The organism is Flavobacterium frigoritolerans, from assembly GCF_025847275.1.
GTDB lineage: Bacteria > Bacteroidota > Bacteroidia > Flavobacteriales > Flavobacteriaceae > Flavobacterium > Flavobacterium frigoritolerans.
Window position 1 is genome coordinate 145,623 of record NZ_JAOZEV010000006.1, and the last position, 23,136, is coordinate 168,758.

The window sequence follows — 23,136 nt, forward strand, 5'->3', positions numbered from 1 at the left end:
GTAGCCTACTCTTTTAAAATTTACTTAAAAAAAGAGACTCTTGCAAGTCTCTCTTTTCCTTTATATTTAATCAAATTTTGATTTTACCTCTACTTTTGGCCATGTATTATTAGTTACATCAATATCTGCAGTAAGTAATTTTGGATCAATCTGAATGCTTTTTATAACTTTTTCAGTAGCATACACTTTTTTGGCAGTATCATTATTTTTTCTCCAAATTTGTGCTGGATATTTAAATTCTTCTTTCGTTCCATCTTCATATGTAATCTCAACAAGAATAGGCATAATCATTCCACCTGGTTTGTTAAATTCGACTTCATAGAAATATTTTGGAGCTTTTAAATTTGCTTTCTCTTCTGCTGTAAAAGTCTCTGCTACATAATCTGACAATAATTTTACATCATCAACTTTTAATCCTTTTTTATCAGATTTTTTTAATTCTTTATTTTCTCCCTCGATTAAATACACAAAAGGTCCTTTTTCAAAACCAAAACGTCCTTTTTTGATCTTAGTATTTTTCAACTCTGCTGTTGCCGTTTCACTTACATAATATTGCTTTACTTCTTTGATTCCAATATCTACAAAATCTGTTGAGTAAAACCATCCTCTAAAAAACCAATCTAAATCGACTGCCGAAGCATCTTCCATCGTTCTGAAAAAATCTTCTGGTGTTGGGTGCTTAAATTTCCATCTGTTTGCATATGTTTTAAAAGCATAATCAAACAACTCTCTCCCCATAACTACTTCTCTTAAAATATTAAGTCCTGTAGCTGGTTTTCCGTATGCATTATTTCCAAATTGGTGAATGGTTTCAGAGTTGGACATAATTGGTTCTAAAAACTTTTGATCTCCACTCATATAAGGAACAATATTTTTTGCTGGACCTCTTCTTGAAGGGAAATTAGGATCTAATTCCTGCTCTGCTAAGTACTCTAAAAATGAGTTCAGACCTTCGTCCATCCAACTCCATTGGCGCTCATCAGAATTTACAATCATAGGGAAAAAGTTATGCCCTACTTCGTGTATTACTACACCAATCATTCCGTTTTTTATTTCTTTGCTCGTTACCCCATTTTCATCAGGACGACCAAAATTCCAACAAATCATTGGATACTCCATCCCTTGATCTTCTGCCGAAACCGAAACTGCTTTTGGATAAGGATAATCAAATGTGTGTGATGAATAACTTTTTAAAGTATGTGCAACTGTTCTTGTTGAAGTTTCTTCCCAAAGCGGATTTGCTTCTTTTGGATATACTGAAGCCGCCATTACTGTTTTATCTCCGAGTTTAACAGCCATTGCATCATAGATGAATTTTCTTGATGTTGCAATTCCAAAATCACGTACATTTTTAGCACTGAATTTCCATGTTTTTTTCTTCTCTGAGAACCCTTTTTCTGTAGCTTCTGCTTCTGCCTGCGTAACTATAATAACTGGTTTATCGTATGATTTTTGAGCAAGCTCATATCTTTTTACCTGCTCTGGAGTAAACACTTCACTTCTATTCATTAATTCTCCTGTAGCTTCCATCACGTGATCTGCAGGAACTGTAATATTTACATCAAAATTTCCAAAAGGCAAAGCAAATTCTCCCCCTCCCCAAAACTGCATATTCTGCCAGCCTTCTACATCATTATAAACTGCCATTCTTGGATAGAATTGGGCAATTACATACAATCTGTTTCCATCTTTTTCGAACAATTCATATCCCGAACGTCCACCATCTTGTCTGTAATTATTGATATTATACCACCACTTAATAGAAAACGAAATTTTCTCACCTGCTTTTAAAGGCGTAGTCAAATTGATTCTCATCATGGTTTCATTAATTGTATAAGACATTGGATTTCCCTTAACGTCTTTTACATATTCAATATTAAAACCTCGTTCAAGTCCATCTTTCAAGTATTTTTTTGAAAAACCTTCAACTGCTAATACTGGACTAATTTTTTCACTCTCAGCCAATGTAGATTGTGTATTCTTTTTAGCTTGATTCTGATCTAATTGTACCCATAAATACTCTAGATTATCTGGTGAATTATTAGAATAAGTAATCGTTTCTGAACCAGTTAATTTTGCATTTTTATCATCTAATTCAACATCAATTTTATAATCGGCTTGTTGCTGATAATAGGCTGGGCCTGGTGCCCCAGATGCTGTACGAAACATATTGGGAGTTGCCAATAAATCATACATTTGACTAAATTTATTGGTATCGTACTTGCCTTGTTGTCTTACATTTGTGGTATTTTTTTCCTGTGCAAATAGAATGGCAGGGAAAAATAATAAAAACGAAATTCTTCTCATAACTGGTTTTTGGAGTTTTGTCAAGCCGTGAAAATAGCAATTAAAAGAATATTTGTATCAATTTATTCGTATTTTAACAATTCTTTCCTTGAATTCTCTGTAAAAAGCATACTCTTTTTTGTTCCTAACACCGAAACATGTGTGATATTTTGCTGATCAGAATTCCAATCTACTAAAATTGTATTTGAAATCTCTAAAGTTTTAATTTTACTTACATCATTTATTCTGGAGTAACAAACTAAAACATCATTTGCCTCAACTTCTTTTGACAAAAACACAATTGGTCTTGACTGACCGTTCACTTTTATAATAAAATGCTCTGCTAAGTATTTTTTCAAAAGAGCAACGTCGGCTTCTGTTTCTTTTCCCGTGCCAATATTGGCTTTTATTTTGTATTTTTTCTCAACACCATTATTCAAATCATCAATAAAAATCCGAGAAGTAATTTGTAGCATTTTTTTCTCTGGAGCATAATTTATTTGATAAACTCCAACATAAAATTTATGGAAAGAAAAAGCAGTACTCAATACAAACAATATAAAAAGAACAGGGAAAATTATCCTTTTTCTCATTTATTTAGAGTCATTTAGCTTTTTAAATTCTTTGCTTTTATTAATTAAAAAATCCATTAACTGAAATTGATCTTCGGGTTTTAAATATTGCTTAGAATGAGTATCATTAGAACAGTACAATAAAAACAATTCAACTTCATCATCTTTCAGATTTAAATCTTTTTCAAAAAACTTTGGACTAAAATTTAGTTTTACATATTCAGAAAAAGCTACATCGCTAACATAATCTTCTTGAACATTATCTTTCTTCTTCAATAGTTTCGAAACATCTTTAAATATTCGAACAAAATCAGTTCCGTATTTTATAGTTTGATCTGAATACATTGCAGAATTTTTTGCTGTAGATTGCTTATCATCTTCAAATTGCATATCAACATATTTCATAGAACCACCTTGAAAAGCTTTTACTTTAAGTTCTTTTGTAATAACAACCTCCTTCAGCTGATTATTTACCAAATCTAATTTTACCATAAAAAGCACCTGAGAACAATCTTTCTCTGTTAAGACAATTTTCTTAGATTGAAACGCTAAACCCGAAAACAGCAAAGTGTCTTTTGGCTTTGCCACAATATCAAACAATCCTTCAGCATTAATAAATGTTCTAACATTTGCATTTATATTTACTACATAGCCATTCTCTATAGCAATAAAATCATTTGTTACTCGTCCATGCAATGGCTTTCTTACCAAAGATTGTGCAAAACAAAGCTGACATAATAAACCCAAAACGAGTATTCCTATTCTATTTTTCATTCGATATAATTGTTAAATATTTCTGTGCCAACCCCGTAATCAAAAACATACAAACTGTTTTATTCTTAGCGTTCAACGAATTTACAAACTCTGGATCATCTATGCAATAAAGTTGAAACCCTTTTATGTGTTCTAGCGGAATCTTTAATCTTTCTGTATAATAATTTTCTTCGAAAAGATATTCAATTTTTGAATACAAAATTTCTTTCTTTTCAACAACCGCCTCTTTTTTCAACATTGCAGTCCTTCCTGAAATTTTATTCAAAAGAGTTTCTGTTATAGATGACTTTGCTGTATAAAGTTTTCGTTCTGCTGGTGTATATTTTTTTTGCCCATAAGGTATGATACCCAAATTTTCAGCATTTATATTCGAATACTCATTTATAACAACTTCTTTTAATTCAATATTTCTAGCTGTCATTTTAATCAATAACAGATCTAATTTTAAATCATTAGCTGTAATTCGTTTCCGGAGCGGTTCTAAATTCACTGCCGAAAAAACCAATACATCTCCATCTTTTACTACTATCGAAAACTGCCCTTTATTATCTGAGATAGTTGTTTCCTGAGTTGTATTATTAACAATTGTTATAGCTTCAACTGAACTCGAATCAGCAGTAACTCTTCCTGATATTTCTTTTGTGACAATAGTTTGCCCTAAACTTACCTGGAAGAATAAAGATAAAATAAATAAGAGTAAAATATTAATTGTTTTCACAGGCTATTATTTCTTTATATTTTACCGCTAGTTCCGCTAATAAAAACTCTGTTGTGGTCTTATTATTTGTGTTTAAAATCTTCGTAAAACTTTCATTTTCTACAGCAAAATACTCAAATCCTTTTACGTAATCTAAAGGAATACTTAGCTTTTGCACAAAATGATCCGTATTAAACATTTTTTCTAAAAGTCGCATGAAAATTTCCTTTTTCTCTACTGCTAGTTCTTTTTTCAACATTGCACTTCTTCCTGAGAAAAAATTCAGTAAAGGATCTAAAGCCACTGAGCCTCCTAAACCTACAGAAGCATCTAAGTCGGTTGCGCCTTTTAGTTTACGCTCGGCAGGAGAATATGAACGTTGCCCAGCTGGAATTATACCCATCGCAACCGCATTAATATTATCATATCTTTTTATGATGACTTCTCGTAATTGATTCATTCCTACCTCTATTTTTACCACAAAATTTCTCGAAGCAAAATCTTCATCTATCAAAACAATTCGCCGCTCTTTAAGCTGTACCGATGAAAAAATAAGTGTATCCCCTATTTGAGCTGGTATTGAAAAAGAGCCATCTGCATTTGTAACTACCGAAGTCTCTGTTCTCACATTTACCACATAAATCCCCTCTAAATCCATTATATTAGCATCTACTTTCCCTTTTAAAATAGTAGAAACTTCTACTTGTGCCAAAAGGTTGTTAGCAAGAAAAACAAAAAAAATACATACTGCCTTGTTCATCAAATAATTATAAGGATAAGTTGTAAAAGTATCTTAATGTCTTCTAAATTTAATACTAACGACTTGGTAAATATATGTTAATTAAAACTTTATTTCACGGCTTTAAAATCTACAATTTAATACCTTTAACTTAAATAAAAACACTATAAAACCTATGAAAAGCATTATTATTGCCAGCACCTCTACTCTTCATGGCGGCAGCTATTTAGACTATTTATTACCCGAATTGCAAGTACATTTTAAAAACTGTGAATCTATTCTTTTTATTCCTTTTGCAAGACCCGGAGGTATCTCTCATGAACAATACACCAATACTGTTTCTCAAGCATTCGGAAAAATAAACATCAATGTAAAAGGAATTCACGAATTTGAAGATGCTACAGCAGCAATTAATAACGCCCAAGGAATCTTTACTGGTGGCGGAAATACTTTTTTACTAGTAACTCAACTATACAAGAATAATATTATGTCCACTCTTGCTGAGGCTGTTAAAAATGGGACGCCTTATTTAGGAACAAGTGCAGGAAGTAACATTTGCGGTTTATCAATGCAAACCACCAATGATATGCCTATCATTTACCCACCAAGCTTTCAAACTTTAGGATTAATTCCGTTTAACCTAAACCCTCATTATTTAGATCCAGATTCTCAATCTAAACATATGGGTGAAACTCGCGAAACAAGAATAAAAGAATTTCATGCTTTTAATACATTACCTGTTTTAGGATTAAGAGAAGGAAGCTGGTTAGATGTAAAAGGAGATCAAATCGTTTTGAAAGGAAATTTATCTGCTCGTCTTTTTAGACAAAATCAAGAGCCTGAAGAATTAGAACCTCAAACAGATTTGAGTTATGTGCAATAAAAAAGCCGAAACTATTAAGTTTCGGCTTTTTAAAGAGCGAAAGACGAGGCTCGAACTCGCGACAACCAGCTTGGAAGGCTGGAGCTCTACCAACTGAGCTACTTTCGCATTAACAGGGTGCAAATGTAAAAAAATTAAATCATTTTAAAAAATAAAAATCAAAAATTTTTAATTTTGATAAAAAACCGAAACATTTGCAATTTCGGTTTTTTAGAGCGAAAGACGAGGCTCGAACTCGCGACAACCAGCTTGGAAGGCTGGAGCTCTACCAACTGAGCTACTTTCGCATTACTGTGGTGCAAATATAGATAATAACTTCAGTTAAAAACAAGTTTTTTTTATTAAAATTTCATAAAATTTAAAACAAATTCTATAATATATTTAAAACTAAAAAGTTATAATTTTACTTTTTTAAAAAACACTATGCCAAACATACAAGAAATACCTGCCCAAGAAACTTATTTAGTACGTAATCCAGTTCTAAGAAAAGGAAAACCTATAGAAAGTTGCCGTTTTGATGGCGATGATTTAGCAACAACACATCACTTTGGTTTATTTGAAGACAAAAGTTTGGTAGGGATTATTTCGTTATTCCAGAATTCCAACATTACATTTACAGAAAATCACCAATCGCAAATTCGAGGAATGGCTATTTTAGACGATTTCAGAAAAAAAGGATTCGGAGAAGCTTTAGTAAATTACTGCGAAGAATACTGTATAAATAATAATCATCAATTAATATGGTTTAATGCCAGAACCGAAGCTGTTGGATTTTATGAAAAAATGGGTTACCAAAAAATTGGTGCTATTTTTGAAATAAAAGATGTTGGAGAACATTTACTAATGTTTAAAAAACTTAAAAATGAATAAACTTTACTTTTTTATATTATTATCGATTGTTATAAGCTGCAAGAAAGAAGAAAAAGCAATTCCTGTAAAAAAAACAGAACCTCTTCCTGCAATTATTCAAACTGATGAGCGAAAAATTCAGCTAGATACTTCATTGATTGGTTCATTTAAAAGTGAAAATCTTCAAAAATTTTATATCGCCTCAAACAATGAAACCGTTTGGGGAAATCTAAAGAAAAGAACATTCATTATAAATGAATTAAAAAAATCGGAAACACTTGGTTTAAATCCTGATGATTATAATATAAAAAAAATAAAAACCTTTGAAAGCAAAATAAGTAAACTAGACGATGCTGACTTAGCTCTTTACGATCTCTTACTTACCTATAATTTCCAGAAATACTTAACACATTTATATAAAGGAAAACTAAATCCAAAGAAACTATATAATGATTGGGATTTAAACGAAAAGCCATTTGATGTAAATACCATTCTCATAAAAGCTTTTAATGATAATGACCTAGCTCTTACCATTGAGCAAAGCCAACCAAAAACAGACACCTATAAAAGACTCTTAAAAGCACTTGCGCTGCTAAATGATTTTCCAAACGACAACATTAAGACAATCGATGTTATAGATAAAGTAGTATTACACGATACTAATAGCGCTATGATTACGGTAAAAAAACGACTTTTATACTGGAAAGATTTAACAGGAAGAGATAGTCTAACCTCTATATACGACAGCAAAACATTTGAAGCTATTAAAAAATTCCAAATCCGTCATGGCTTAGCTGCTGATGGAGTTATAGGTAGAGGAACTATTAATGCTTTAAATTTTTCTAAAAACAGAAGGAAAAATCAAATTATCGCTAACCTTGAGCGTTGGAGATGGTATGCAGATACGTTGGCAGAAAATTACTTCATAATAAACATTCCTGATTACAGCTTAAATGTTGTTGAAAACAAAGACACTACTGTTGTTCGAAAAATTGTTGTTGGAACTATTAGCCGAAAAACGCCAATACTTACCTCAACCCTTAAAACTGTAGTTCTCAATCCTACATGGACCGTTCCTCCTACTATTTTGAAAGAAGATATTGTTCCTGCAATGAAACGAAATCGAAATTATTTAAAGAATAAAAACATCACAATTTACAGCAAAGATAATTCGGTTGTAGAACCAAATGACTGGAACGAAAATTCACCAGGCAGCTATCGTTATGTACAAAGTCCGGGAAGCAATAATTCTTTAGGATTAATGAAAATCTTATTCCCAAACAATCATAGTGTTTATTTACACGATACAAATCATCGTAGCTTATTTGGCAGAAACAATCGTTCCTTAAGCTCAGGCTGTATTCGTGTTGAGAATCCACTGGAATTAGCACAACACATACTAGACTCTAATAATTGGTCGAAAGAAAAAATAGACTCAGTCATTGTAACTAAAAAAACTACCAACGTAAAGATTGCTAAAAAATATACTATCTACCAATGGTATTGGACTGCTTGGAGCATAAACAACTCCTTACAGTTTAGAGATGACATTTACAATTTGGATGCTGATTTATATGCTAAATTAAGAAATTAGCCTTTCCTCCATTGCAAAAGTTCTGGATGGATGATAAATATACAAACATGATTTATCTTTTATTGTCTCAATAATAGCATTTGTTAATTCTACTGGGATAGCAGGACAGCCTAAACTACGACCTAACCTCTTGTTGCCTCTAATAAAGGATTCCGAAACATAATCAGCTCCATGAATTACGACCGCTCTCTCACGAGCATTATCATTAACTCCTCTTTCTAAACCATCTAAACGTAACGAATTTCCGTGTTTTCCTTTATAAACCTCAGCTGTAGCGTAAAACCCAAGACTACTTTTATAAGAAGAATTTGTATTCGAAAAATCCGATGCAAATTCATCCCCTGTATTTCTCCCGTGGGCAACTAAAGATTGAAATAATACGGTATTGGTAGAAAGATCGATAACCCAAAGACGCTTCATATTAGAAGACAAGCTAAAATCAATTAAAGTTAAAAGGTCTTTTTGTATAACACCTTTTTCTTTTAATAAATAAAAACCTTTTAAAGCTTCTGTAAAACTCTCAATTTCAGGTAAATCAAAATTATTTGCATTAAGTGTACTATAAACAGCTTTGATTCTTAAATCTAAGCTTGAAGTTACTGTACTTGCGATATTTTTCTTTTCAACTTTTTTAACTTCTGTGGTAGTTTTTGTATCCGTGGTAAATGACAAAAACATTACCAACAACATGGAGCAAATCTTATAAATCATTGAATGCGTTTAGGTTATAATTTGTTTCGTGGTTCGCAAATATATAAAAAATATGTAGCTCCCAAAATTTTAAAGCAGAAACGAAGTACTTTTTAATCATTTTTTAACGAATCAAACCCAATAATTATTGTATTCTCTTAATGAAAACATAACAAAACTTACTGAAATACAGCAAAATATAAATTAAAACCTACATGCTAGAAAAACAAATTATCTATTTCACCTGCAATATACTATTCTAATTAACTACATCATTTTAAACTAAATAAGCTCAATAGCAATTTAAAAATATTCAAACACATACTCGAAAAAAGAAAAACTCTTTAACAAGGCTAGCAATTTACTTATCAATATTATACTCAAACCTATTTTTCAATCTTAATTCACTATTTCATTGCCCTTAATGGTATCAAAAATAAAATCTAATCTGCATATATTTTAAAAAATTACAGCTTCTACAATTAAATTATTATTTTTTTACACCGTTCCCTTTATAAAGCATAATTGTATCTAAGTCGCTCTTAAACATTTTACAAATGGCTTATCTTTGTGCAAAATAAATTCTGATGAACAAAAAAGTAATCCTTATGATTTTAGATGGTTGGGGAAAATCTCCTGACCCTAAAGTATCCGCAATAGACAATGCAAATGTTCCATTTATAAATAGTCTTTACCAAAACTACCCAAGCGCACAACTTCGTACCGATGGTTTAAATGTAGGTTTACCTGAAGGACAAATGGGAAATAGCGAAGTTGGTCATATGAACCTTGGTGCTGGAAGAATCGTTTACCAAGATTTAGCAAAAATAAACCTTGCAGTAGCTCACAATACTTTAGCCAAAGAACAAGTACTTGTAGACGCTTTTACTTATGCAAAAGAAAACAATAAAAAAGTACATTTTTTAGGACTGGTTTCTGATGGTGGTGTTCACTCACACACTTCTCACCTACGCGGGCTAATTGATGCTTCTCAAGAATATGGCTTAGACAAAGTATTTGTTCATGCCTTTACAGATGGTCGTGATGTAGATCCAAAATCTGGAGCGACATACATTCAAGATTTAGAAAATCATATTGCAAACACTCCTGTAAAAATAGCATCTGTTATAGGTCGTTATTACGCAATGGATCGTGATAAACGCTGGGAAAGAATAAAGCTAGCTTACGATTTAGTTGTTAACGGACTAGGAACTCCTTCTAGAGATGCAGTAGCCTCTATTAAAGAAAGCTACGAAAATAACATTACCGACGAGTTTATTGCTCCGGTAATAATGGTTGATGAAAACGGAAAACCATTAGCAACTATCGAAGAAGATGATGTTGTTATTTTCTTCAATTTTAGAACAGACAGAGGTCGTGAACTTACTGAAGCATTATCGCAACAAGATTTTCACGAAGAGAATATGCATAAACTAAAATTGTATTATGTTACATTAACTAATTACGATGAAACATACCAAAATGTAAAAGTTGTTTACAACAAAGACAATATAACTGAGACATTAGGAGAGGTTTTAGAAAAAGCCAACAAAACACAAATTCGTATTGCCGAAACGGAGAAATATCCTCACGTTACTTTTTTCTTTTCTGGCGGAAGAGAAATCCCTTTTGTTGGAGAAACAAGGATTTTAAGAAATTCTCCAAAAGTAGCTACTTATGATTTGCAACCAGAAATGAGCGCTTGGGAATTAACCACTGCTCTTGTTCCTGAATTACAAAAAGGTGAAGTAGATTTTGTATGCCTTAACTTTGCTAATGGCGATATGGTAGGACATACAGGAATTATGAGTGCTGCAATTTTAGCATGTGAAGCTGTTGATACTTGCGTTAGAGCGGTTATCGAAACTGCTTTGGCAAATGATTATACTACAATTGTAATTGCCGATCACGGAAATTGCGAAACTATGATTAATCCTGATGGAAGTCCAAACACCGCACACACAACTAATCCTGTGCCGATTATTTTGGTTGACAAAGACATTAAAATAATTCACGATGGTGTTTTAGGAGATATCGCACCCACTATTCTTGAATTAATGGGAATAGAGCAACCTGCTGCTATGACACGTCATTCGTTATTGTAAAAATATCAGTTTTCAGTATCAGTAATCGCTGAAAGCTGTGACTGCAATTGTAAATCCGCATTTAAAAAAGCTGTTCTTTATCGAGAACAGCTTTTTTTTTGCACAAATAAACTTTAAACTCACTAAATTGAAAGTAATACTATTATATTTGCATTAAAAATAATTTTTATGGAAATTATACTATCAAATTTAAAAATCCAAGTCAATGAGAAGATCTATGTAAAAGATCCAGAAACATCTGCCTTAGGAAAAAAAATTATTGAGCAAAGTATTCTTCTTATTGATGCTATTGGTTTTGATAATTTTACATTTAAAAAATTAGGCAAAGAAATAGGATCAAACGAAAGTTCCATTTATCGTTATTTTGAAAACAAACACAAATTATTAGTTTATTTATCTTCTTGGTACTGGAGCTGGATGGAGTATAAATTAGTTTTTACCACTACTAACATCTCAGATAAAAAAGAGAAACTTAATAAAGCTATCACTATAGTTACCGAAAAAATAACTGATGATATCTCTACAGAACACATTAATGAAGCAATTCTAAATAAAATTATAATTGCAGAATTCACAAAGACACTTCACACTAAAGAAGTAGATCATGAAAACAAAGAAGGTTTTTTTTTAATATACAAAAGAGTCATTAACCGAATTGTTTCTATTGTAAAGGAAGTAAATCCAGAATACCCTTTTGCAAAATCTCTAGTATCGACTATTGTAGAAGGAAGTTTACACCAACATTTCTTGACAGATCATTTAAAAACAATTACTGATTGCAATGAGACTGTTACAACTACTCAATTTTATTTAAATCTTGCAGAAAACGTTTTGCGCTAAAAACAACCAATATGACTCCACTAAAAAGATTTTACAATTTACTTGAGCTAGATAAAAAAGATATTTATCAAATCTTTTTCTATGCTATTTTCGCTGGATTAATAAGTTTATCACTCCCGTTAGGCATTCAAGCCATTATCACTTTTATACAATCTGGCAGGGTAAGTGCCTCTTGGATTGTTCTTATTATATTAGTTGTTGCCGGAGTTGCACTTGTTGGTGTTTTATCTTTTATGCAATTGCGAATTACTGAAAACTTACAACAAAAAATATTTGTTCGCGCTTCCTTTGAATTTGCTGCTCGTTTGCCAAAAATAAAACAAGCCGAATTATACGGCACATATCCTCCAGAATTAACGAATCGTTTTTTTGATACCATGACCATTCAAAAAGGGACTTCAAAATTATTGACTGATTTTTCGGCGGCCTTACTCCAAATCACCTTCGGAATTATACTGTTGTCCTTGTATCATCCCTATTTTATTGTATTTGGTCTCTTATTATTTCTGCTTTTGTATTTCATTTTCAAATTTTCATACAAATCAGGTATAGAAACCAGTTTAAAAGAATCAAAATTTAAATACAAGGTGGCGGGCTGGTTACAAGAAATGGCACGCAATAATTTTAGTTTCAGAAATGAGCTGAATTATGATTTTGCACTTCAAAAAAACAACTCAATAGTCGCTGGATATCTTACTTATCGTGAGAAACATTTTAGCATTATCAAAAGACAATTTACACAATTGATTCTTTTCAAAATCATCATAACGGCTAGTTTATTATCTATTGGAGGCTATTTGGTTTTGAGTCAGGAAATGAATATTGGACAATTTGTTGCCGCAGAAATTATCATCTTATTAGTCATTAACTCTGTTGAGAAGATTATTCTTGGACTCGAAAGTTTCTATGATGTTTTAACTTCTGTTGAAAAAATAGGACAAGTAACTGATTTAGAATTAGAAGAAAATTCAGATTCACAAAATGACCGTTGTTATAATAACATTACTTTAGAAACAGAAGGCTTGAGTGTTAAGTTTCCTGATTCTCCAAAGAATGCGTTAGACTCTATAACTCTTAAAATAAATCAGGGAGAAAAAATAGTGATTGACGGTCAGAATGGATCAGGGAAAACAACTCTTATTCGAGTATTATCGGGTATTCTCAAACAAAACTCTGGCGCTTTTTATATCAATGATGATACTTTTAAGAAAATAAACCTAAAACAATATCGCTCTCAGATTGGCAGTATTATCCACAATGAAACTCCATTTGAAGGCACCATTTTAGAAAACATCACTTTTAATGATCCATCGATAAGTTCTGAAGATTTAAAATGGGCAGTAGATGGCGTTCAACTTAGCCCGTTTATTAAATTACTACCAAAAGGTTTAGACACTCATATTTATCCTGAAGGAAGACAACTGTCTTCATCAAACGCTCAAAAAATTCTATTAGCAAGAAGTATTATTCATAAACCAAAAATCCTTTTTTATGAGGATCCAACAGATACAATGGATGATAATGTTGCTAATGAAATTATTGATTTTATAACTTCAGATAAGAATAAATGGACCATCATTGTTTCCTCTAAGAATCCTTATTGGAAAACAAAATCTACTCGAAAGTTAACTATGCAAAATGGCCTCATTATTCTTGATCAAAAAAACTAATATGTCATGCTAAATATTTCCAATAACAAAACAAAATTACAGTCTTTAGACAAGTATAAAACTGTAAAAGACCTGAGCAATAGACCTCATTATAAAATCCTGAATAAAATAATAATAAGCACTGCAATCTTAGTAATAATAGCGCTTTTCTTGCCATGGACACAGAACATTTCTGGATCAGGAGCCGTAACAACCCTAAAACCTAACCAAAGACCACAATCTATCCAGAGCGTTATTTCTGGTCGTATCGAAAAATGGTATGTACAAGAAGGAGATTTTGTAAAAAAGGGCGATACCATCATGTTTATATCTGAGATAAAGGAAGATTACATGGATCCAAATTTAGTTAAAAACACTAAAAACCAAGTAGATGCCAAAAAGCACTCGCTTGAATCCTATGGAGATAAAGTAAATACTCTTTCTGAGCAAATTAGGTTTATAGAAAATGAAAAAAGATTAAAATTAGAGCAAGCCAGAAACAAAGTAAAACAATCTCTTTTAAAAATAAAAAGCGACAGTATTGACCTTGTTGCTGTAAAAACACAGCTAAAAATTGCAAACACACAATATAATCGTGCCTTACAATTAAACAAAGAAGGATTAAAACCAATGACAGATGTTGAAGAGAAACGCTTGAAACAACAAGATGTTGATGCTAAGATTGTAACTCAGGAAAACAAATATTTAACGAGCAAAAACGAATACATAAATGCTAAAGTTGAGATTAACAGAATCACTGCAGAGTATTCTGAGAAAACAGCTAAAGCAAAAAGCGATCAATATACCACTTTGAGTAATAAATTTGATACTGAAGCTCAAGTTAATAAACTAGAAAATCAATATGTAAATTATAGCGTACGAAATGGCATGTATTATATCAAAGCAGCTCAAAATGGCTATATAAACAGAGCATTGTTAGCTGGTATTGGCGAAACTATAAAAGAAGGAACTCCAATTGTAACCATAATGCCATCTGAATATGATATTGCTGTTGAAACCTTCATAAATCCTATCGATTTACCTTTGATGTCAAAAGGAGAAAAAGTACGTGTTTGGTTTGACGGCTGGCCAACTATCGTGTTTTCTGGCTGGCCTGATATGTCTTATGGGACATTTGGAGGTCAAGTGGTAGCTATAGAAAACTTTATTAGCGACAATGGTAAATACAGAATTCTAATTGCTCCTGACCCAGCTGAAGCTAAATGGCCTAAGCAACTAAGCATTGGTTCTGGCGCACAAACAATTGCTTTATTAGACACTGTACCTATTTGGTTTGAGATTTGGAGAACTCTTAACGGATTTCCTCCTAATTATTATAAGAGCGATACAAAAACTACAAAAGAAAAGAAATAATGAAACCGATATATTTAGTCTTTCTTTTTATTGGTTTTACCGTTTTTGGTCAAGAACCAATTACCAAGGAATTCACCTACAATGAATTTCTTGGATATGTAAAAAAATATCATCCTTTGGTTAAAAATGCTAATTTGGAAGTAAGCAAAGCACAAGCCAATTTAATGATGGCACGAGGCGGTTTTGACCCAAAAATTGAAGTTGATTTTAGTCAAAAACAATTTAAAGACAAAGAATATTACTCCATTTTAAATAGCAGTTTTAAAATCCCAACTTGGTATGGAATCGAATTAAAAGCAGGATTCGACAATAACGAAGGTATTTATCTTAATCCTGAAAATACAACCCCAAATCAAGGGTTAACTTCTTTTGGAATTAGTGTACCTATTGGGCAAGGATTATTTATAAACCAAAGAATGGCCGATGTTCGAAAAGCTAAAATTCAGATAAAACTAAGCGAATCAGAAAGAAAACTTCAAGCCATTGCTGTGTTATACGATGCCTCGATTGCTTATTTTAACTGGAAGAAAAATTTTGAAGAAATGAAGCTTTATGAAACGTACAATATTAATGCAGAAATACGCTTAACAGGAATCAAAGCTTTAATAAGTCAAGGAGACAAACCAGCAATTGATAGTATAGAAGCTGGAATTAGTTTAAAAAACAGAGAATTAAGTCTTGAAGATTCTAAATTAAAACTTGCTAAATCTAAACTAGAACTATCTAATTTCCTTTGGTTAGAAAACAATATTCCGCTGGAGATGTCAGATAGTCTTATTCCTGAAACTGCACTAGAAAATACATTGCAAGAAACTTTAAAAACCAATGATTTATTACAAAATGATTTTAGCTTAGAAACGCACCCAAAAATAAATGCACTACAAAACAAAATAGAGATTTTGAATGTAGAAAAAAAGCTAAAAGAGAATATGTTGTTACCCAAGATAAATGTAGGTTACTCCTATTTATCAGAACCTAGTTACATTGATAATTATAATTTTAAAGACTATAAAGTTGGCTTAGAATTTTATTTCCCATTATTTTTAAGAAAGGAACGAGGGAATTTAAAATTAGCAAAATTTAAAGTTCAAGAAAATGAATTTGCTTTAGCTTTAGAAAAAACACAATTAACCAATAAGATAAGTGCTCAAAAAATAGAAATCAATTCGCTCTTAAAACAAAAGAAGCTTGCCAAAGATTTAGTCGAAAATAACATTACGATGCTCAACTCTGAAGAACGTTTATTTTCATTTGGAGAAAGTTCTTTATTCTTAATCAATACTAGAGAGAACAATTTAGTAAGCGCTAAACTTGCCGCTATTGCTTTAGAAAATCGATTTTATATTTCTAATTCGGAGCTTTTTAAAATCATGGCAAATCCTGATTAAAACTGAACTTAAAACATTATAAAAAGAGACAATCCTTATGGTTTGTCTCTTTTTTTTAGGTAATAATATGCTCAATAAAATAAATAAAAAGACCAACAAACCCTCCTACTACAGTTCCGTTAATTCGGATAAACTGAAGATCTTTACCTATTTCTAATTCTAATTTATTCGAGATTTCTTCTTTGTCCCAGCTTTTTACCGACGAAGCTATTAAATCTCCAATCATTTGCTTATTCTTCAAGAGGATTCCTAGCAAATCTATTTTTATAAAATTATTGATTTTGCTTAGCATAACCTCATCTTCTTTTATACTGATTCCAAAATTCTGAATCATACTGATAATCTTATTTTTTATTTTAGAATCATCTTTCTTCTCTAAGTCGGCAGAAATAGCAACTTTTATCTGACTCCAAATATCATTGATATACTCTTTCACTTCACTTTTATGAGCAAACTCAATCACTAAATCATTTACTTTTTGCTGAAGCTCTGGCGAACTATTTAGCTCTGTAATAAAGTCCAGAACATAAGTGTTTATTTTTCTTCTGATACTGCTGTCCGTATGCTTTGCATCATCAATAAATTCATAAAGTCCATTAAAAATACCATCTGCAATTTTTTTATCGGCTACACCAAGTGTGTACCAAGGTGTCGATTTATTCACTTTTTCACGAATTACATCTCTGTTATTCTGCAATTCTTCGGTTAGTATTTTTAATACGTTGGTTATTAATTGTTCTTGTTTTTCACTTTTGGTTAAAGACTCTAACCCTATTGCGATCCATTCGCCAAAATTTATCTCTCGTAATTTGGTTTCAAATTTTGCCTGAATAAATCGCTGAACATCTTCATCGACAATTGTTTTTAAAATTCCTGGTATGATATCTTCAATAATTAATGAAGCTATCGTATTTGCATTGGGTTTATCAGACAACCAGTTTGCCGCCTTTTCAGCAAAATTAAACTGTTCGATTTTTACTTCTAATTTCTCTTTAATTAAAAACTCATCAGAAACAAAAGTGCCGAGATTTTGCCCAATAGCATCTTTATTATTAGGTATTAAAGCGGTATGTGGAATTGGCAATCCAAGAGGATGCCTGAATAATGCTACTATAGCAAACCAATCTGCAATACCACCAACCATAGCCGCCTCGCTAAAAGCTTTAAGCCAGCCTATTTTAAAGTAAATGGCAATTAGAAAAAGAATAACAGCTACACCCAATACTCCCAAAGCAAATCTTTTCATTTTGATCAAACCAGCCTCTTTGCTTTTACCTTCTTGATTACTATTGCTTTTCATAATATGCCGAATTAATTAATACGCTAATTTATTCAATTGTTTCTACAACTGTTTTCATTTTAATAAGATAATTTTACAATCTTTCTATATATTTATGGACTGCTTTTTAATCTAATTATAAATGATATAATTAAATACAAAGGCTTCTTAAAAAAAATAATATTAAAATTGTACTTTTGCAAACTGAAAATCCGAAATTATGATTATTGTAAAATCACGTGAAGAAATAGAATTAATGCGCGAAAGTGCCTTAATCGTATCAAAAACATTAGGAATGATTGCTTCTGAGATAAAAGAAGGAGTTACCACATTATATCTTGACAAACTAGCCGAAGAATTCATTCGTGATCACGGTGCAGTACCAAGCTTTTTAGGTTTATACGACTTCCCGAACTCACTTTGTATGAGTCCAAATTCACAAGTTGTTCATGGTATTCCAAATAACACTCCTTTAAAAAGTGGCGATGTTATCTCGGTAGATTGTGGCGCATACAAAAACGGTTATCATGGAGATCATGCTTATAGCTTTGAAATAGGAGAAGTTGCTCCAGAAGTTAAAAAATTACTACAAGTTACCAAAGAATCTTTATATGTTGGAATCCGCGAATTTAAAGCCGGAAACCGCGTAGAAGATGTTGGAAGTGCAATACAAAAATATACCGAAGCACATGGATACGGAGTTGTTCGTGAACTTGTTGGTCATGGACTTGGGCAAAAAATGCACGAAGATCCTGAAATGCCTAATTATGGTAAAAAAGGAAGAGGAAAACTTTTTGTTGAAGGAATGGTTGTTGCTATTGAACCAATGATTAATCTTGGAACAAGAAACATAAAACAACATAAAGATGGCTGGACAATTACAACTGCCGATGGTAAAGCAAGTGCACACTTTGAACATGATGTAGCTTTAATCGATGGTAAACCAGAAATCTTATCAACTTTCCAGTACATCTATAAAGCGCTAGGAATCGTGAGTAACGAAGAAGATGAATTCAGAAAAGTGCCGTTGGTATTATAAGGCAAGGCTATTACGCTAAGTTTCACAAAGAAAACGCAAAGATTTAGTTTCAAATAGTCTTAAAGATGAGTCAAGAGTTCTCCGAAATACCTGAAGATTTACAAGCAATATCGTACAAGGTAATTGGCTTAGCAATTGAAGTTCATCGACAACTTGGACCAGGTTTACTTGAATCTGCTTATCAAGAGTGCCTATTTTATGAAATTAAAAATGCGGGTTTAAAGGTTGAAAAAGAGATTACACTCCCAATTATTTATAAAGAAATTAGATTAGAACAAGGGTATAGAATTGATTTACTTGTCGAAAACAAATTAGTAATTGAGTTAAAAACTGTCGAAAATTTCAGTCCAGCTCATTTTGCACAAATAGTAACGTATTTAAAGCTGGGAAAATATCCATTAGGTTTATTGATAAACTACAACAGCACCATATTAAAAAACAATATAAAAAGATTTATAAACTCAAAATCAAATACCTAAAAACTTAGCGAATCTTTGAGTTCCCTTTGTGAGCCTTTGCGAAATAATTATGAAAAAACTTTTTAAACTAGTTCTTAATACCATTCCACGTCCATTATTGATTCGTTTGAGTTATGTGGCACGTCCTATTTTAGCCTTTACATTAAAAGGAGATAAATTTACCGATCCTATAGATGGTAAGAGTTTCAAAATGTTTTTGCCTTATGGATATGGCAAACAACGTAACAACGTACTTTCACCAAGTACACTTTCTTTAGAGAGACATCGCTTACTTTGGCTATACCTAAATGATCAAACTGATTTCTTTACAGCACCAAAAAAAGTATTACATTTTGCTCCAGAACAAGCTTTTTATAAACTATTTCGCAAGCAAAAAAATCTAGATTACACTACGACTGATTTGTTTTCGCCTTTAGCAGATGTAAAAGCAGACATCTGTAATTTACCTTTTAAGGATAACGAATATGATGTCATTTTATGCAATCACGTTTTAGAACACATTCCGGACGACACCAAAGCGATGCAGGAATTATTTCGTGTTTTAAAACCCGGAGGAATGGCTGTTTTGCAAATCCCACAAGATTTATCAAGAGCAGTTACTTTTGCAGACGATACCATTACAGATCAAAAAGAACGTGCTAAGATATTTGGACAATACGATCACGTACGTATTTATGGACGTGATTATTTTGATAAATTAAGAAGCATTGGTTTTATCGTAATCGAAGAAGATTACACCAATAAAATAGCTCCAGAATTAGTCGAAAAATATTGTTTAGCCAAAGGAGAAATAATTCCACTTTGCTTTAAGCAGGAAAACTAAATAGTTTTTTACTATATATAAATTCATTTAAAAAGTTTTCAAAATAGCAATAATTTGAAAACTTTTTAAATTTTATAGAACTTCCCAAATTACAACCAAACCAAACCTTTAATCTTGGAACCTTCGAAATCATTTCAATTTTGTTTTGACATCAGTTTAGAAAAAAATCTAAATATTCATATCCCAACAGCTTATATCGTTGAAGAAGCGAATACTAATGACATTAAATATTTAAACAAAAAAGCAACTAGAGACGTTCTTGAAGGTTTTGGAATTGTTTTCGAAAATTTAGATTCCAATACAAAAAAAATACTGACAGCTTGTGACTCTTTAAAGCCTGAATTTATTTTCAAGAAATTTAGTACCAAAATTAAATCAGCAAAAACAATTACTGATTTACAAAAAGATTCCAAAATAGATTTTGCAATTCGCCAGCATTTGCAACTAAATTTAGATTCTTTTTACACGCTAATTGTAAAAGAACAATTTCCTTTATCTATTAATATGGGAGTTGAAAAGGATTTCTATCGTTCGCGAGTTAGTACTAATCCTCTCGATTTTGAGCCTCAAATTCAATTTAACAAACACTCTGAAGGAATTACATATACGCTATCTTTAAAGGAAAACGACACTACATTTTTACCCATGAATAGTAGTATTGATATCCTTTTGGATGAGCCAGGCTGGCTGATGATCGATAAAAAATTAGGACAGTTAACAGCCTTGAATTCCAAAAAACTTTCGCCTTTTTTAAAGAAAAAATCAATCGAAATACCGTCAAGATTAGTTGATGATTATTTTAAAAATTTCATTCCTGAAATAGCTAAAAAAACCGACATTGAAGCAACTGGTTTTGAAATTGAACTTCGTGATAAAATTATCTCCTGTACAATTCAACCTGTTTATGATTTCTTTAAAAATTGTTATTATCTCAACCTTCATTTCGATTGTAACGGATATTTATTTGATGCCAGTAAAACTAAAAAAACACATACGTATGTTGATTTTAGCATAGCTAATGAACCAAAAATAATTCAGTTTAAACGAAGCCCTGATGAAGTTTTATATACCAACAAACTACTTGAAATTGGTTTCATAAAAATTAAAAATGAATTGTTTGGATGGAATTCGGATACAGAAACTACTGATCCTTATGCTACTATTCAATTAGTTATTGATCGCAAAGAAGAGTTAGAAAACTTAGGTTTTACAATCCAAAATTTGCAACTGGAAAGCAAAGTAATCATTACAGAAAATCATACCGTTTTATTTTCAAAAGGAGAAACAAAAGAAGATTGGTTTGACATCAAGATAATCATTTCGATTGGGAACTATACAATCAACTTCAGCGAAATTATTCCAAATATAAAAAGCAAAGAAAGACTCTTTTTATTGCCTGACGGAAACTATTTTTTGATCCCATTAGAATGGCTCAGCAAATATAGTTCATTAGCTAAATTAGCTAAAACAGAAAACGGGAATCTACTTTTGCGTAAAAGTAATTTTGCTGCTTTAGATGCAATTCCAGAAATCAAAAACGATGTAAACCCGATTCTTAAAGCTGAATATGTATCTTCTGATTTGCTAAAAGCGACTTTGAGACCGTATCAAATTGATGGAGTAAAATGGCTTTTGAGTCATTTTAATTCGAATTTAGGGGCTTGTCTGGCTGATGATATGGGACTTGGGAAAACCTTACAAACCTTAGCTGTTCTGGTTGCGGTGCAAGAACAATTAGGTTTTACAACCAAAACAACGAATTTTGATTTATTTCAAAACGAAACCGTTATTGAAAGAGAACCTTTAAAAACCTTGATTGTTTTACCCTCTTCATTGGTTTTTAACTGGTACAATGAATCTCAAAAATTCACACCTCATTTTTCAAAAATGCAGTATGTTGGTAACGACAGAAAACTATTAGTGAGTAGATTAGAATCATCCGATTTAATTTTTACCAGCTACAGTATCATTCATCGCGATATTGCAATTTTAGAAAAATATAATTTTCGCTATTTAATTTTGGACGAAAGTCAATACATCAAAAATAAAAATTCTAAAATTTTTAAAGCGATTAATAAAATAAATACGGAACATAAAATCGCTTTAAGTGGTACGCCTATCGAAAACTCATTAGACGATTTATGGTCGCAAATGCAATTTATAAATCCGGATATTTTGGGTAGCTATAATTTCTTTGCAGAAAATTATAAAATTCCGATTGAGAAAAAGCAAGATGAAGACAGTTTAGCTGAGCTAAAAAATCTTATTCAGCCATATATCTTAAGAAGAACCAAAGAACAGGTATTAAAGGACTTACCAGAATTAACTGAACAGATTTATTATTGCGATATGGATCCTGAACAGGAGAAATTATATGAAAAAGAAAAATCAAAAGCTCGTAATTTTTTACTAAAAACAGATGGTTCCGGTCCAGACAAAATTAGCATCATCAATACGTTGATGAAGTTAAGACAGCTGAGTAATCATCCAAAAATGGTAGATCAAGAATCAGAAATTGATTCTGGAAAATATAATGCAGTAACCCAATATCTAGAAACTTTAGTAAAAGAAAAACAGAAGGTTATTATTTTTAGTTCATTTGTTACTAATTTGAGTTTTTACACGACTTGGTGCAAAGAAAACAAAATAGATTTTTGTGAAATTACAGGCGAAACTCCTGCTAAGAAAAGAGAACAGCAAGTAAATCTGTTTCAGGAAAACGAAAATCCTTTGCTATTTTTTATTTCACTTAAAGCAGGTGGCGTTGGTTTAAATATCACCAAAGCTTCTTATGTTTTATTTTTAGATCCTTGGTGGAATCCTTTTGCCGAAAAACAAGGAGTAGGAAGAGCACACCGAATTGGGCAATTAAACAAAGTAAATGTTATCCGATTTATTTCGAAAAATACAGTTGAGGAAAAAATAATTAAACTGCAAGAAAACAAAAAGCTATTATCTGATTCACTATTAGAAGAAAGCTATATTAACGATGAAATCGAAATTAATTTAGAATACATATTAGGTTCTTAATAAATTGGTGCATTTTTCGTTATTTAAAATTGTTATATTTACATTC

The 23,136-nt window shown here is 31.6% G+C and carries 19 protein-coding genes and 2 tRNA genes; 12 read left to right on the forward strand and 9 right to left on the reverse strand.

Annotated elements, in window-relative coordinates; all coding sequences use genetic code 11:
• Positions 1-66: 66 nt before the first annotated feature.
• The 5 genes from OIU80_RS10045 to OIU80_RS10065 all read right to left on the reverse strand — a co-directional run bounded on the left by OIU80_RS10045 (position 67) and on the right by OIU80_RS10065 (position 5,041).
• On the reverse strand, positions 67-2,307 hold the full coding sequence (locus tag OIU80_RS10045) for a M1 family metallopeptidase (RefSeq protein WP_264286879.1): 2,241 nt from the start codon (positions 2,305-2,307) through the stop codon (positions 67-69).
• A 62-nt stretch (positions 2,308-2,369) separates the two neighbouring features.
• Positions 2,370-2,879: a DUF6702 family protein gene (locus tag OIU80_RS10050; RefSeq protein ID WP_264286880.1), complete on the reverse strand. Its 510-nt coding sequence runs from the start codon at positions 2,877-2,879 to the stop codon at positions 2,370-2,372.
• Complete coding sequence (locus tag OIU80_RS10055) at positions 2,880-3,632, reverse strand: hypothetical protein (protein ID WP_264286881.1); 753 nt, start codon at positions 3,630-3,632, stop codon at positions 2,880-2,882.
• Positions 3,622-4,350: a carboxypeptidase-like regulatory domain-containing protein gene (locus OIU80_RS10060; RefSeq protein ID WP_264286882.1), complete on the reverse strand. Its 729-nt coding sequence runs from the start codon at positions 4,348-4,350 to the stop codon at positions 3,622-3,624. The genes OIU80_RS10055 and OIU80_RS10060 overlap by 11 nt, the downstream gene beginning before the upstream one ends.
• Complete coding sequence (locus OIU80_RS10065; RefSeq protein ID WP_264286883.1) at positions 4,337-5,041, reverse strand: hypothetical protein; 705 nt, start codon at positions 5,039-5,041, stop codon at positions 4,337-4,339. Before OIU80_RS10065 ends, OIU80_RS10060 begins: the two co-directional genes overlap by 14 nt.
• Positions 5,042-5,243: 202 nt before the next feature.
• Between OIU80_RS10065 and pepE the strand changes: the two genes are divergently transcribed.
• Positions 5,244-5,951, forward strand: a complete 708-nt coding sequence (pepE, locus tag OIU80_RS10070) for a dipeptidase PepE (RefSeq protein ID WP_264286884.1) — start codon at positions 5,244-5,246, stop codon at positions 5,949-5,951.
• Between the two features lie 35 nt (positions 5,952-5,986).
• Here pepE and OIU80_RS10075 read toward each other — a convergent pair.
• Together OIU80_RS10075 and OIU80_RS10080 are read right to left on the reverse strand one after the other, a co-directional pair.
• Positions 5,987-6,059 (reverse strand) — tRNA-Gly (locus OIU80_RS10075).
• A 106-nt stretch (positions 6,060-6,165) separates the two neighbouring features.
• Positions 6,166-6,238: transfer RNA gene (locus OIU80_RS10080), tRNA-Gly, on the reverse strand.
• 136 nt (positions 6,239-6,374) lie between these two features.
• On the opposite strand from OIU80_RS10080, the gene OIU80_RS10085 reads away from it, so the two are divergent.
• Positions 6,375-6,821 carry a GNAT family N-acetyltransferase gene (locus OIU80_RS10085; protein WP_264286885.1) on the forward strand — a complete coding sequence of 149 codons (447 nt, stop codon included), beginning with the start codon at positions 6,375-6,377 and terminating at the stop codon, positions 6,819-6,821.
• Positions 6,814-8,394 carry a L,D-transpeptidase family protein gene (locus tag OIU80_RS10090; protein ID WP_264286886.1) on the forward strand — a complete coding sequence of 527 codons (1,581 nt, stop codon included), beginning with the start codon at positions 6,814-6,816 and terminating at the stop codon, positions 8,392-8,394. The genes OIU80_RS10085 and OIU80_RS10090 overlap by 8 nt, the downstream gene beginning before the upstream one ends.
• Here the strand turns inward: OIU80_RS10090 and OIU80_RS10095 are convergent.
• Positions 8,383-9,105 (reverse strand): murein L,D-transpeptidase catalytic domain family protein, encoded by a 723-nt coding sequence (locus tag OIU80_RS10095; protein WP_264286887.1) that lies wholly within the window; start codon positions 9,103-9,105, stop codon positions 8,383-8,385. The two genes, OIU80_RS10090 and OIU80_RS10095, sit on opposite strands and share 12 nt — an antisense overlap.
• Positions 9,106-9,671: 566 nt before the next feature.
• Here OIU80_RS10095 and gpmI point away from each other — a divergent pair.
• The 5 genes from gpmI to OIU80_RS10120 all read left to right on the forward strand — a co-directional run bounded on the left by gpmI (position 9,672) and on the right by OIU80_RS10120 (position 16,440).
• Positions 9,672-11,189 (forward strand): 2,3-bisphosphoglycerate-independent phosphoglycerate mutase, encoded by a 1,518-nt coding sequence (gene gpmI / locus OIU80_RS10100; RefSeq protein WP_264286888.1) that lies wholly within the window; start codon positions 9,672-9,674, stop codon positions 11,187-11,189.
• Positions 11,190-11,357: 168 nt separating this feature from the next.
• The gene (locus OIU80_RS10105) at positions 11,358-12,029 is read left to right on the forward strand and encodes a TetR/AcrR family transcriptional regulator (RefSeq protein WP_264286889.1); all 672 of its coding nucleotides are present in this window, start codon (positions 11,358-11,360) and stop codon (positions 12,027-12,029) included.
• Positions 12,030-12,040: 11 nt separating this feature from the next.
• Positions 12,041-13,699, forward strand: a complete 1,659-nt coding sequence (locus OIU80_RS10110; protein ID WP_264286890.1) for a peptidase domain-containing ABC transporter — start codon at positions 12,041-12,043, stop codon at positions 13,697-13,699.
• A gap of 6 nt (positions 13,700-13,705) precedes the next feature.
• Positions 13,706-15,052 carry an HlyD family secretion protein gene (locus OIU80_RS10115; RefSeq protein ID WP_264286891.1) on the forward strand — a complete coding sequence of 449 codons (1,347 nt, stop codon included), beginning with the start codon at positions 13,706-13,708 and terminating at the stop codon, positions 15,050-15,052.
• Complete coding sequence (locus tag OIU80_RS10120) at positions 15,052-16,440, forward strand: TolC family protein (RefSeq protein WP_264286892.1); 1,389 nt, start codon at positions 15,052-15,054, stop codon at positions 16,438-16,440. Before OIU80_RS10115 ends, OIU80_RS10120 begins: the two co-directional genes overlap by 1 nt.
• A 55-nt stretch (positions 16,441-16,495) precedes the next feature.
• On the opposite strand, the gene OIU80_RS10125 is transcribed toward OIU80_RS10120, so the two are convergent.
• Positions 16,496-17,740 carry a DUF445 domain-containing protein gene (locus tag OIU80_RS10125; RefSeq protein ID WP_264286893.1) on the reverse strand — a complete coding sequence of 415 codons (1,245 nt, stop codon included), beginning with the start codon at positions 17,738-17,740 and terminating at the stop codon, positions 16,496-16,498.
• Positions 17,741-17,939: 199 nt separating this feature from the next.
• Between OIU80_RS10125 and map the strand changes: the two genes are divergently transcribed.
• The 4 genes from map (at position 17,940) to OIU80_RS10145 (ending at position 23,090) form a co-directional block, all read left to right on the forward strand.
• Positions 17,940-18,758, forward strand: a complete 819-nt coding sequence (gene map, locus OIU80_RS10130) for a type I methionyl aminopeptidase (protein ID WP_264286894.1) — start codon at positions 17,940-17,942, stop codon at positions 18,756-18,758.
• A gap of 65 nt (positions 18,759-18,823) precedes the next feature.
• On the forward strand, positions 18,824-19,237 hold the full coding sequence (locus OIU80_RS10135; protein WP_264286895.1) for a GxxExxY protein: 414 nt from the start codon (positions 18,824-18,826) through the stop codon (positions 19,235-19,237).
• A gap of 49 nt (positions 19,238-19,286) precedes the next feature.
• Positions 19,287-20,060 (forward strand): class I SAM-dependent methyltransferase, encoded by a 774-nt coding sequence (locus OIU80_RS10140; RefSeq protein ID WP_195736707.1) that lies wholly within the window; start codon positions 19,287-19,289, stop codon positions 20,058-20,060.
• 114 nt (positions 20,061-20,174) lie between these two features.
• The gene (locus OIU80_RS10145) at positions 20,175-23,090 is read left to right on the forward strand and encodes a DEAD/DEAH box helicase (RefSeq protein WP_264286896.1); all 2,916 of its coding nucleotides are present in this window, start codon (positions 20,175-20,177) and stop codon (positions 23,088-23,090) included.
• The last annotated feature ends 46 nt before the right edge of the window (positions 23,091-23,136 follow it).

Excerpts from the sequence above, each read along its gene's own strand:
- OIU80_RS10045 (WP_264286879.1), bottom strand. The coding sequence starts at position 2,307 with ATGAGAAGAATTTCGTTTTTATTATTTTTCCCTGCCATTCTATTTGCA.
- OIU80_RS10050 (WP_264286880.1), bottom strand. The coding sequence starts at position 2,879 with ATGAGAAAAAGGATAATTTTCCCTGTTCTTTTTATATTGTTTGTATTG.
- OIU80_RS10055 (WP_264286881.1), bottom strand. The coding sequence starts at position 3,632 with ATGAAAAATAGAATAGGAATACTCGTTTTGGGTTTATTATGTCAGCTT.
- pepE (WP_264286884.1), top strand. The coding sequence starts at position 5,244 with ATGAAAAGCATTATTATTGCCAGCACCTCTACTCTTCATGGCGGCAGC.
- OIU80_RS10085 (WP_264286885.1), top strand. The coding sequence starts at position 6,375 with ATGCCAAACATACAAGAAATACCTGCCCAAGAAACTTATTTAGTACGT.
- OIU80_RS10090 (WP_264286886.1), top strand. The coding sequence starts at position 6,814 with ATGAATAAACTTTACTTTTTTATATTATTATCGATTGTTATAAGCTGC.
- OIU80_RS10095 (WP_264286887.1), bottom strand. The coding sequence starts at position 9,105 with ATGATTTATAAGATTTGCTCCATGTTGTTGGTAATGTTTTTGTCATTT.
- gpmI (WP_264286888.1), top strand. The coding sequence starts at position 9,672 with ATGAACAAAAAAGTAATCCTTATGATTTTAGATGGTTGGGGAAAATCT.
- OIU80_RS10105 (WP_264286889.1), top strand. The coding sequence starts at position 11,358 with ATGGAAATTATACTATCAAATTTAAAAATCCAAGTCAATGAGAAGATC.
- OIU80_RS10110 (WP_264286890.1), top strand. The coding sequence starts at position 12,041 with ATGACTCCACTAAAAAGATTTTACAATTTACTTGAGCTAGATAAAAAA.
- OIU80_RS10115 (WP_264286891.1), top strand. The coding sequence starts at position 13,706 with ATGCTAAATATTTCCAATAACAAAACAAAATTACAGTCTTTAGACAAG.
- OIU80_RS10120 (WP_264286892.1), top strand. The coding sequence starts at position 15,052 with ATGAAACCGATATATTTAGTCTTTCTTTTTATTGGTTTTACCGTTTTT.
- OIU80_RS10125 (WP_264286893.1), bottom strand. The coding sequence starts at position 17,740 with ATGAAAAGCAATAGTAATCAAGAAGGTAAAAGCAAAGAGGCTGGTTTG.
- map (WP_264286894.1), top strand. The coding sequence starts at position 17,940 with ATGATTATTGTAAAATCACGTGAAGAAATAGAATTAATGCGCGAAAGT.
- OIU80_RS10135 (WP_264286895.1), top strand. The coding sequence starts at position 18,824 with ATGAGTCAAGAGTTCTCCGAAATACCTGAAGATTTACAAGCAATATCG.
- OIU80_RS10140 (WP_195736707.1), top strand. The coding sequence starts at position 19,287 with ATGAAAAAACTTTTTAAACTAGTTCTTAATACCATTCCACGTCCATTA.